Source organism: Reichenbachiella agarivorans (assembly GCF_025502585.1).
Taxonomy (GTDB): domain Bacteria; phylum Bacteroidota; class Bacteroidia; order Cytophagales; family Cyclobacteriaceae; genus Reichenbachiella; species Reichenbachiella agarivorans.
In genome coordinates this window covers 1,887,878-1,900,932 of sequence record NZ_CP106679.1, presented here as the reverse complement: position 1 = coordinate 1,900,932, position 13,055 = coordinate 1,887,878, and the positions used below count along the sequence as shown (strand labels likewise).

The window sequence follows — 13,055 nt, the reverse complement described above, 5'->3', positions numbered from 1 at the left end:
ATATTTAAGTTGTAATAATCGTCCGTGTCTGCTCAAAAACAGCCTACTGATTGTTGCTATTAAGCCGGCTAGAAGTAACATTAATTGATTGTTAGTTACAGAAAAACAGGGTACACGTTACAATTGTTAGCCAAATTGGTGTAACAGCATCCAATTCTCACTTAGCTACACTCATTTGCTCTGGTCATTCGTTAGCCTGCTTTTCTATAACCAACAACTGTGGTCGCGACTACACCGCACGGAACATGGTTTATTTTGCGGTATTTTTCATTTGGTTTGGCAATGAATTATAATAATTCTGAAGTATAAAAAAGGATTCCTTTTTAAGTCCTTGTTCTGAAATCAATCCTTTTCTATTAAAATCATTTTGAATGTTCTTAAGAGACCTTCTCGGTGATCTAAAATCCATCAGTATCCATGGTGATACTCCTCTTAGGAAGTCAATATTCTTCAACATTTCAATATTGCTATGAAATACTGCCGATTGATATTCTTCAGTCCATCTGACATTTTCTTCACCATGATAGCCTTGTAGCGCACCTGCACCTACTTCACTCATAATCATCGGCTTCTTAAATTTGGTAGCCCATTCCCATGAGGAGCATGATTCGGGTGTCCCGCCATACCATCCACAGTAGCTGTTGATACCAATCACGTCCACATATTCTCCCAATGGGTCATCAATCAAGTTCTTTCCATTCTTTGACTTTTGGGTATTCAATGCAGCACAAATCAGTCTCGTAGGATCCAAATCACGCGTCTTTTTGATCAGTTTGTTCAAAAATTCATTCCTTGAATCGATGACGGGTGTTTCGTTGGCTACCGACCAGAGACCAATCCCGACTCTGTTTTTATCTCTAGTTATCATTTCTACCAGTTGATTTTCAGCATTGCTATAGGTTGATGGGTTGTCATAATTGATCGTCCAATACACGGGGATTTCTGACCAAATCAAGAACCCCATTTTTTCTGCCATGCGTACCATTGTCTCACTGTGAGGATAATGTGCCAGTCGGATATAATTACACCCCAACTCCTTGGCCCAGTCCAGTAAGATTTTGCACTGCTCACGGGTGGTCACCCGTCCAGTCCCAAAGGGTGCTTCCTCATGAATACTGATTCCTTTCAAAAAGACAGACTCTCCATTGAGCATTATATCCTGACCCTGTACGGCAATGGACTTAAACCCAATTTCATCTTTGATATTTTCTCCATTGCAACTCAAGGTAACCTGATACAGGTATGGATCATCCAAGGACCAATGCTTGGGGGACTTGTCAAACTCGAATGAGGCCTTCCCTGCTTTGACTTGTACTACCTGTTTTCCTATTCCCTCAATTGCTATTTCTACCTTTCCAGCATTATTGTTGTTGAGTTTTACCCAGCCTTCGACTGTGTTGTTTTTGCTGAGTTGGATAGAATAATCTTGGACAAAAACCTGCGGTGTTTCTACCAGTAGCACTGATCGTGTGATTCCACCATAGTTCCACCAATCTGTGTTGATCGTAGGTACACCGTCCTTGTCTCTGGTATTGTCTACTTTTACGATTAGGGTATTTTGCCCCTCCTGTAGCAAATCAGTTACATCAAAGTTGAATGAAGTAAAGCCTCCAATATGCTCGCCTACAAGTTCTCCATTTAAATAAACGATTGACCGGTAATTGACCGCTCCAAAATACAAATGATATTTCTTTTCGCTCTCTTTTGTAATTAGGAATTTTCTTCGGTACCAAACTGTACCCTCGTAGTAGTAGAGCCGATCAGCTTGCATGTTCCAGTCACCAGGTACATACAATTCGTCGCTAGTGTCAAAATCATATTCGACTCGATCCGAAACACTCTTTGGTTTTTCGTCCATAAAATAGCCATTCTTTTTAGGCTTCCAGCCATGGTTATAATAACCAGTCTCCATTGGGTCGACGATGATTTGCCATGTACCATCCAAAGATTGATGTACACGATTGGATGCGTTTTGCAACAAATCCTGAGCATCACCAGCACTCACCGCAAGTGCCCTTAAAGTGAGGAACAAAATGAAAATATTCTTTATCTGTCTCATGTTATTATGTGTTTAAAATGTATTAGAACCTCTTCAATTTTCTTGACATGGTAAAAAAATGACTGCCTCCCGATAGGAAGACAGTCATCTCAATATTTATATCATTGGTACAAAAACCTGAGCTTAGATCCCTCCAGCTACGATTTCGATATGATCAAAGTCGATTCCTCTAAATGTATTGTCTGTATTATTTCCAAAATCGAATACAATATTGCCGTCTTTGTCAGACGAGCCCTCAACCTCAAATTTGTAATAGGAATTGCTACTTGCTCCATTAAAAATATGTGTGAATAGCGTCCCTCCAAAATTGACAATCAATTCTCTCTCAGAAGTTGCTGCGGGTCTAGCCCAAAAAGTCACAGTATAATCAGCTACCAATTTTGGAAGTCCCGTCAGAGATACAGTGACCTTAGTCCCTAGTTGTTTCAAAGTTGCCGAAGTGTTACATGCATCACTCTTGCCTGCTGTACTTCCATTGATGGCATCTACACACATAGCATGCTGTACTTCCATTCCTGTTGCTCCACCTACTCCTATCGCTAGATCATAAGTCGCTGATACACCACTATATAAGGTAGTAGATAGTCCCTGCAAATCTGCCAATACAAATTCAGTATCATCAGCTGGGCTATTTGGGAAATCCAACTCGTTTTGATAAATAACTGTACCATCAGGCAATGCTGAGGGTGGTGTCAATACAATATTGGCAGTGACAGGCAAAGTAGAACTCAATCCTGAACCATAACTAAATGTCACCTCTCCAGAAACTGCCCCCTCTGATGCCGCAGCATCTGCTGTATAGGTCACGGTCAATTGATGTTCTCCATTTCCTACGTCAAATGATGTCGGATTGACACTAAATCCACTCGTAGCGGATATTTGTACTGCACCAGGGATAAATTGACCTTCCACAGAAATGGTCTTAGAATCACTGGCACCTACCACCACATCCCCTATGTTAACTACCTCTTCACTTGCGGTGATGATAGATGGGGTGAGTACTACTGATGACAATTGAATGGTACTAGTAATATCTCCTGCCGAAAGAGTCACTGTCCCATTGGTGGCGCCTAAGGCTGCTTCGATATCAGGAGCAAATATGATGTTTACAAAGCTGGTATCTGTCACTATTCGAAATTTGTCTCGACTCACCTGATAGCCCTCTCCTTCGACAGTGAGTGTCAGTCCATCATCAATACCAGTGCCTATCACATAGGTAGATATAGTAGCTGTCTGCCCTGCTACAACTTCTCCAAAGTCCACAGTCTCTACTCCAGAATTGATGGCTGGATCCCCTGGAAACATCCTACCTGCCGAATCGTCAACTTCACATGACGAGATCGTCAGTACCAATAGCGTAATAGTTGAATAAAGTAATTGTTTTGCTTTCATAATTATACAGTTTTCAATTTGATGAATAAATTCTTCACAAAAACAGATGAATGATTAATAGTATGCCTGATACTAAAAGTACTCCTGTCAATATTATTCGTTTGGGGAATTTCATTTATCAATGGTTTTGCTCCTGGTTAGGATATTCGATTCGAACGTTGATGATTGAACGGCGTGAATGATATCTACTAACCATATTAAACATATTCGTAACGCTATATTAGACCCATGTCTAAAAACCAACAACCGACATATTGATCATATTTGCCCATATGAGGATACTTCTGCCCATTTGGGGTTACATTTATACTAGAGAGATGTTACATCAACCCCCCTTGTTTGATTATTTCTGGTATCTTAGACGAAAAAACTTTTAAGAATCAAATATTGATTTTTTTGATTTTAAGGAATAAACTTACCGTTCGCTACAGCGTGGTATTTTTAACTCCTTCGTTCAACACCATTCCTAAATACTAAACCAGTTTTTCTCACAAATTGGCCATGAATAGAGTTGAATTAAATACTAAGATTACAGCGAGCTGGTAAAAGATAGGCTCATGAAGACTAAATGCCTAAAGCACTCTTTTACTATCAAAGTAATCAAAAACCCAACCAACCAAATATTAAAACGGCGTAGTTGTACGTGATGAAACATAGATATTGATCCAATGGCCAATTGGTCAGATCATGTTTTTCATAGACTCCTAGGTCACCTACTTTTTAGTTGATTCATATTGACTCGAAAGCATTGATTATTGAAACTATTGATACTAGCAGCAGCATGATTATAAAAGAAAAAAACTTAGTAATAAGTCTAAGAATACTTTGTAGGCGCCTATCTTCCAATATCTACGGCAAATTACCAATACTTCTTTTTATACTTTACTTTTATACTTTCTCAGCAATATCGGCAGATCAGGCTTTGCCCATTATTGATGCACATGTAGAGTCTCTCGACAATCCTGTATATGCGATCACACAGGACAAGGATGGGTTTATGTGGTTCGGCACTCAATATGGGCTCATAAAATACGACGGTTCATACTCCGAAACTTTCATTTCAGAAAATCAAGACTCAACCTCATTAACTTCAAATTGGATATGGTCCCTGTTCAACGATAGTCAGAACAACCTATGGATTGGTACCAGTCGTGGGCTCAATATTTGGTCGAAAGAAAACAATTCATTCCTACATATTCCGCTCCTAAATGACAACAATGAGGAAAGGTACACCTTGGTAAGAAAAATCTATGAAGATCAAAATCACAACCTTTGGATCTGCACCAACAATGGATTGTACATGGGATCTATTGCCAGTAGAAAGTTTAGCAGGTTTCAATGGAACTATAATTTCAACGACAAGCAAGAATTAGATGTAAAAGACATCATAGATTATTATGATGGCAACCTGATTGTTTTGTCACAGTTTGGTTTTTCTATTATCTCGTATAATGGTGGCGTCTATTCAAACAGCCCATACCCCGATCAGTTGTTGATAAACACGAAGAAGGAAAACCCTAGATCTCTGTCTCTCAACAAAGAAGACAGTGTGATTTGGATAGGTACACAGAATGAATACAAGGGTCTTACCAAATATGATATCAAAGCTGGTACAAAGGACAAATTCAGATTGACAGACAAAGTCAACTCAAATTCGATTAGGGTCATTCAACCCTACCAAAAAGACGAAATATTAATAGGCACACGCAATGGCCTATTCATGTTCAATACGAAGACGGAATCCACAGAAACGCTATTATTGAATAGATCAATCAAAGACATATTCATATCCGAAGACGGGAATTTTTGGGTCGCTACTTATCATGGAGGGGTCTACCGGTTTGTGAGTCATGGTAGCACCTTTGAGTTGATCAATAAATCTACAACGGCTACTAGAAAAAGCTACTACGATCCTAGCCATGTGATCACAGCGATGGTACAGACAGAAGACAAAAAGATTTGGTTTGGTACCAATCAGGGACTGTATTATTTATCCCTTTACCCCGACTCAGATGACAGTGAACAAGTCACCTCTGTACTGAAAGCAAACGACATCAGAGCGCGGTGTATGGTCTATGATGGGAAAAACAACATATGGATAGGTACGAGCGATGGGATCATCAAATACAACAAAACTACTAATCAAATCGAAGATTACCCCTTGGATTTCAATTTGGACAGTAGCCTCAAAGAAATTAATAACATCGTATATGCAAACAATCAAATCTGGATTGGAACCAATGGTAGTGGCCTTTTTGGGTTCGACCCTGACGAAGAAAAATACACGCAGTATTACAACCACTTCAATAGATCCTCCAATTTCATCTTTGCGCTCTATGCTACTGATGACAATACGATATGGATGGGGTCAAATGCTGGATTGTCGGCATTTGATTCAAAAACTCATCTAACCCGATCTGTCAATGGTCAAAGCCTAAATTTTGAATCCCACAACATACGAGTCATCAAACAAGACAAATCAGGCAGGCTATGGCTAGGCACTGAAAACTCAGGATTGATCTATTATGACCCAACTACCAATGAGTACCGGATATTGACTAAAGATGAAGGCTTGTATAGCAACAGGATCAAAGCAATGGAGATTGATGAAAATCAAAATCTCTGGGCGACAACCTTTGAAGGGATGTCAAAAATAGAGACTTACCAATCCGACAACATGCAATCGTTGCAATTCAACATCATGGATTTTACGATGAACAACATCGGTATTGAACCATTATTCCTCCCTCGGTCTTCATTAAATGCTCAGGGTAAGGAAATGTATTTTGGAACTAGAAATGGACTGATCAAGTTCCAGCCATCCAAAATCACCTCCAAAAATGTCTTTCCTAAAATATGGGTAAATGACATAACGATCAATCAACAAAGCATCATGAAAAACCCCGAGCTATTGGTCAAATATGGCAATGTACAGTACCTACAAACCATCGAGTTTGATCATGATGAAACGATCATTAAATTATTCCTTTCAGCGATTAATTATAGCCAACAGAATCATATCTATTATTCATACCTTCTTGAAGACTTGTCTCCCGAATGGCAACTCCTGGACGAAAACACATTGAATCTAAATTATTTACCATCAGGTAATTACACCCTCAAACTAAAAGCTAGTAGTTCTAATCAAATCTGGGATGATCAATATACTTCTATTGAAATAAGGGTCAACCCTCCGTTTTATAAGTCTACCATTGCCTTTCTCATTTACACGATTGTAATATTAGTTCTCATGTATTTGTTCTACCATTTTTCAGCGTCTTGGCAAGCCATGAAAAACAAACTAAAGGTAGAGGAGCTTGAGAAGAATAAAGAAGCAGAGTTGTCACAACTCAAGTCACAGTTTTTCATCAATATCTCACATGAATTTAAGCTCCCATTGACACTGATTCTATCTCCCATAGAAGATATACTGGCGCAAAAAGTAGAACCAGCAATAAAGAAAAGACTCAAAATTGCGAAAAGAAATGCGGAAAGTATATTGAGTCTAATCAATCAAATCGTCGACGTGAGGAGGTTAGAAACGGGAAACAGCATCCTACGTGTGCAGCATATTGACCTTGTATCATTTGCTCACCATACTGCTGTTGATTTTTATGAATTATCAAAAATTAAGAACATAGATTTCAACATTATATCAGAGGAAGAAGAATTCCCCGTGTGGATCGATCCTGACAAGTTTGTCTTTGTGATCAATAATCTTGTGTCAAACGCCTTTAAACACAGCAATGAGAACGGTGTTCTTAATCTCTACATCAGAAAACATGTGAACGAAAATGGTTCATTGTCGGATGAGCTCATTGACTTGATCATTGAAGACAACGGCAAAGGATATTCACCTGAAGATATTCCTCATATGTTTGATAGATTCTATCACCTATCAAACAACGGAAGCCGTATTTCGATGAGTGACGGTATTGGTTTGGATCATTCCAAAAAAATAATTGGTCAGCATCATGGCTCAGTTCACGTAGAGAGTATCCAAGGCAATGAAAAGCAAGCTGGATTGACAAAAATATGCGTGACCTTGAAGACTGGACACGCACACTTTGATGCGTCAGACATTGTAGACGAAACCTACAAAATATATGAGGATACCATCGTATCAAAAGAAAATTACAATCCTAAAGACAAGTTGGAAATCACCAATGAAGTCGCAATCCATCATAACATTCTCATCATACAACAAGACGAAAGCATCACTGAGATTTTGCGAAATCAATTGCAGGATTATTACCATATCTATTCTGCCACAGATGGCATGGAAGGTTGGAAAGTGGCCTTGGATCTTGTCCCTAGACTCATCATCATCAATGAAGAATTGGATGTGATTGATGGACTCGAACTATGTCAAAAGATAAAATCTGACGAGCGTACCTTGAATATCCCTATCATTTTCCTTATGAAAGAAAAGATGGATGATAGTTTTCACAATGACCTCAATGCAGAGGAGTATCTGATTATAAGCAAAAGCCTGGAAACGATTAAAACCAGAGTAGATACGCTGATTTCACGTCGAGAAAACCTACGCAAACAGTTTGAGAAAAAATCATTGTTGATGCCGGAGCAGATTTCATCTCATGAAGAAAATTTGATTAAAGATGCCATTAAATACATCGATGACAATATCTCAGACACCAACCTGTCCGTAGATCGATTGAGCAAAGAAATCGGAATCAGTAGGGTGCATTTTTATCGAAAAATCAAATCACTGATGAACATGTCCCCAAATGAGTTTATTAGATCCTATCGTATTAGGAAGGCAGGTCAATTGCTCTCACAGAAGAAGGTAAATATTGATCAAATCCGACACATGGTAGGATTCAATGATTCAGATTATTTTAGATCTTGTTTCAAAAAAGAATATGGAATGACTCCTTCGGAATACAACAAGAAAAATGTGGAGCAATAATATTTGACTGATAGTTACTCCGCTATTGAATCTCTATGTTGTCGAGAACTTCATCGTTGACATTAATCTTGGCATTTTGTTTCAATGTGTCCAACAATTCTTGGTAACGATACTTTTGATAATACCACTGTACATCTCTTTTGATCTCGTCATAGGAGTATGTTTGTTTGGGTGATTTTTTTATACAATGCATGATATACATGGACGATCTCCCATTAAAAATTTTCAACTCGTCAACATCGAGCTCCAATGCCCAGGCTATAAGCTGACCCTCCACATCTTCTTCTCCCAAGACATCGTCCGTTTTGACGTATGTTTGATGACGATAGCTGTATTGAGGAAATGCTGACAATAGCGTACTCATCTCCATTCCTTTCGAGAGTTTGTCATAGGTTAGCTCTACGAGATGAGCTACTTGATCCCTGTCGGATGATCCGTCATATTGAAACTCGATATACTCTACTTCTGCATCAGGACTATACTGAAACCATCTCTCCTTGTTCAATTCATAATATGCTTCCAGTTGTGATGTACTAGCAGAGAGTAGATTTTGATTCACCTCTTCTTGTAGTTTAATAAACAGACGGTCATAAAAATAATCATAGAAATCAGCAAAAGTTCTCTCTACGGGTCCATACACTACTCCTCCCTGTGATTTTTTTAGTTTCCTGTCCTTATTGTCCTGCACCCACCAGCCTTGTAATGAATCAAATGTAAACTCTACTATTAATCCCATTTGAGTAGCCAATTGCTGTTTCAATTTGATATCAACGAGCTGTGACAGGGTTTTCTCTAGGATGTAGGATTGGGGGGTCTTCTCCCCATACTGAGTCTCCCAAAAAGCCGCATGAGGATGTACACCCCACTGCTGATAATAATAATTGTATGTGCCAGCTATGTTGCGGTTGAGGTGTATTCTGAATTCTGAATCCGTGACTCGCATTGAATTGATCTCAACTACATATGAATCAACCGAAAGAGCAAAGGATCTCAAGGATATAAAGAATGACATCATACCTCCGATCAATAACAGTCGGAGGTATGATACCATTTTATGTTTATATGAAATCTGTGGGGATTTCATTCTGATAGATGAATCAACTTGCCCACTATTACTTCACCATTTTTGCGATGGATGTGGTAAATCAATGTGCCAGTCGCAGCATTTACTGTAGGACTCCATATCAATGTTTTGCTACTTGCATCTGGGCTTATTTTTTCCACCACTTGACCCAACATGTCATAAATCACAACGCTTTCCGTATCATGTGGAAGATTAAAGTTGGTCATGCCAGTAAATGGATTGGGATAAACCAAGAAGGGAGTGGATAACTCATCTGAATTTAGTACTACCTTTTCTTCCTGAAACTCATGAGCACCTATATCTGGAGCTCCGTTATACAATGTATTGCCCCAGAAATCACGCCCACCATTATTTTCAATGACTTTCCCAGCATCAATACACGGAGATGTGGCCATCAGCTTGTAACCCAATAAAATGTTGGGATAATCATTCCAATCAATATCTGACCCTCCAGTGCCAGGATCAACCAATTGTGGATTTGTTGTTATATAGTTACTTCCCTTGGGAGCCAAGTTGTAAAAACTGTTGTTTTCGAAAGTACAATTGATTGGAAGTCCCTGTGAACTAGTCCCCCATGTAGCTTCATTCTCAAAGTAAAAAATGTTGTTGTAGAATTCTGTATTGAGTGCAGTCCTAATTCCAAACACCTCGATATTGTAATCAGCCGAAACATAGAAAGTATTGTTGTACACATGGGCATCAGTCAACCCTCTGTCAGTATTGAAACCATAGCGAAAAATGGACATTTTATCATTCTGAGCAATATTGTATCTAAATACCACATTTTCATTTGTCTCTCTTTTCATGATGCCCAATGTCCAATTGTTGTCATGACTATAATTGTACTGGATGTAAGTATTTTGAGCTTGATAATCAGCGTCATACCCTCCACGATCCTTGTCAGTAGATGGACCTACATTGCCATATGCTTCATTGTATTGGATCACAAAATTGTATGTATTGAAATTGTAGACACTGTGTCCTGTCATAAACTGCCCCGCATCTTTGAATAGATTGTGCTCTACAAGTGCATTCTCACTTACTCTCACTACACAGTTGTTGCGACCAGTGGGACCGACGACATTTTCACTTACCACTACTTCCTGAAACAATTTACGTTCTTCTCCTAGTTGAATCCTACCATGAGTTGATTCTGTGGCAATTCCTAGACCACTTACCAAATCTCCCCCTACTTCTCCTCCGATTCTATTGTTCTGGATTTTTAGATCCCTGTACCAGGCAGGCTTGGATGAGCTACTGCTGACCGTGACATAGATTCCTCCTGTTTCTTTGCCTTCATTGGGAGCATCGAGGAGAGGAACCTCTCCATTGATCATGTGAATATAACAGTCCCTGATATAGATATGATTGAACTCACCAGCCTCGGTGACATCTACCCTAATACCCCACAAATCGCTCTGATAGGTTGCGGTTCCGTCAGAATTAGTAATTTCAAGGTTATTGATTTCCCAATACTCTTCATTCTCTAGCAACACTGTAGGATTGCCACCACTACCTCCTCCTCCATTGAAGACTGGCTTGTTTCCCGTACCATACATGTCTACTACTATAGGACTTCCCTCGATCCCTGATCCATGCAAAGACAACCTTTCGTTCCAGACTGACCCTGCTTTGAACAATACTTTTTCTCCAGGATTAAACGTATGAGTACTGACCTTCTGCAAGGTTTTCCAAGGAGCAGATGCACTCGTACCAGCATTGGCATCATTGCCAGCTACAGCATCTATATAATAACTGTCTGGAGCATCTGTGGTCAGTGAAATTTCATTGGAGTACGCCGAATTCCCTCCCGAATTGAATGCCCGTACACGGTAGATGTATGTAGTAGACGGATTCAATGGCTCATCTGTATAGGTTGCTACATTTTCATCCAAAACATGAATCTCTACAAATTCACCCGTTGTTTTTCTCTCTATCGAAAAACCCCGCTCCGTACCAGAATTGTCATCCCATGACAGCTCGGCATGATAGGCAGTCTGACTGACAATGGCCAATCCCGACGGTGCAGTTGGCACTGCAGGAGGGACATCTGTGGTGGCAGATACCGCTGCACTAGATACAGATTCATTGTGTGATTCATCCACAGCGGATATTTGATAATAATAGGTCGTGGATGGTGACAAATCCAAATCACTGTATGCATTGTCCTCGACATCTTCGACTAATAGCGTGTAATTGGCACCATTGTCCGTAGAACGGCTGATATTGTAGTGTGACAAATCTTCTTCTGCATTGTCATCCCATGCCAAGTCGATTTGGCTGTCACTTTGTGAAGTAGCGGTCAGGCCTGTAGGTGTTGCAGGTGCAACTTGATCATTGCTCATCACTAGCACTAGCTGCGGATGATCCAGTGCTGAACTGGCATCATTGGAATGATATGCTGCCACGGACCCACCATTAGAAGTAAGCACGATAGAAATGACCTGATCTCCCCCATATTCTGATGTGACTATGTCAGTTAGATCCATTTCTATCCACGCATCCTTGGATGGACTCAACACTGATCCCAAAGTTGTAGAATAAGCAGGCTTGTTGTCCCAATTGATATTGGACTCAGTCCAACTATCGTCAGTTACAAAATGAGAAGTATGTATATCCACATTTCCACTGCCCTGAGCCACTTTCAAACGAAGTGTAGCACTGACAACAACTGGTTCTGTCACCGAAGATAAATCAAACTTCAAATACGAATGTCGTGTCCATTCATCAGATGTAGCACCTAGCTTACAATCTAATAGTACGTCCGTACCGAAGTTTTGGCTTGAGAAACTTCCTCCTCGTACGTAACTATCTGCCGTAGGATTAAGCACCTGCGCATAACCCATCAAAGGCATAAAAATATGTGATACTATCACAGCCAATAGTAAATATGTTTTCCTCATAATCTTGCTTTGTAATTTTACCTTCCTGTAACCAATCCACCTGGATGGTAAAATATGGTTGACAATTTTGTTTTGTACAAACTTGCTTCATATGCACATGCAAGAGAACAGTTAAATTATCCATAATTACCTGTTGTATGATACATTGATGGTAACAATGTATCCTTTTACCCAGTGTCCTGTTACATCTTTCCTGCGCATTCACAGTAATCTCAGAGCTGGCATAGGGTCACTTGTCTTGAGAGTAGAACCTACGTGATCCATCGCTGCAAACATCACCACACTGCAATGTCTCTCGTTGTTTACTTCTTTCTACTCCTTTAGGCTACTTCTCAATTACCTGGTTCAAGGTGTCTCTAATCTCCTTTCTCTCCTTTGCAGATAATTTACGTACTTATGATATCAGGGCTATGATTGTTTCGGTTGCTACATTTTTTAAGACTGACTTAGTTCTTAACGGCTTCAAATATCTTACGCACGTACTCAGTTGGTATGTGGGCTTTTTTGCTTCTCTCATTTTCCACCCCGCTGGTCGTACGTCAGCTAAGACCCATCCACTAGAAGAATCATCGCAGATATAAAAGCGTCAGAAATACAAAAGGGACGTTAGTCCTGGGATCTTAAAAATATCAAAGATGTCAGGATTAACGTCCCTCCATCATTCATTCATCTCACAAATTGCTACGA

5 protein-coding genes are annotated in these 13,055 nt (G+C 39.7%); 1 reads left to right on the top strand and 4 read right to left on the bottom strand.

Features of this window, described 5'->3' with window-relative positions:
- Positions 1-250 precede the first annotated feature (250 nt).
- Positions 251-2,059, bottom strand: coding sequence for a glycoside hydrolase family 2 protein (locus N6H18_RS07955; protein WP_262311303.1), 1,809 nt, complete (start codon positions 2,057-2,059; stop codon positions 251-253).
- Positions 2,060-2,182: 123 nt separating this feature from the next.
- Complete coding sequence (locus N6H18_RS07950) at positions 2,183-3,451, bottom strand: hypothetical protein (protein ID WP_262311302.1); 1,269 nt, start codon at positions 3,449-3,451, stop codon at positions 2,183-2,185.
- A gap of 781 nt (positions 3,452-4,232) precedes the next feature.
- Here N6H18_RS07950 and N6H18_RS07945 point away from each other — a divergent pair.
- Positions 4,233-8,381: a two-component regulator propeller domain-containing protein gene (locus N6H18_RS07945; protein WP_262311301.1), complete on the top strand. Its 4,149-nt coding sequence runs from the start codon at positions 4,233-4,235 to the stop codon at positions 8,379-8,381.
- A 22-nt stretch (positions 8,382-8,403) separates the two neighbouring features.
- Here the strand turns inward: N6H18_RS07945 and N6H18_RS07940 are convergent, their stop codons facing one another.
- Positions 8,404-9,432 carry a peptidylprolyl isomerase gene (locus N6H18_RS07940; RefSeq protein WP_262311300.1) on the bottom strand — a complete coding sequence of 343 codons (1,029 nt, stop codon included), beginning with the start codon at positions 9,430-9,432 and terminating at the stop codon, positions 8,404-8,406.
- 29 nt (positions 9,433-9,461) lie between these two features.
- Positions 9,462-12,368: a CBM96 family carbohydrate-binding protein gene (locus tag N6H18_RS07935; protein ID WP_262311299.1), complete on the bottom strand. Its 2,907-nt coding sequence runs from the start codon at positions 12,366-12,368 to the stop codon at positions 9,462-9,464.
- Between the last annotated feature and the right edge of the window lie 687 nt (positions 12,369-13,055).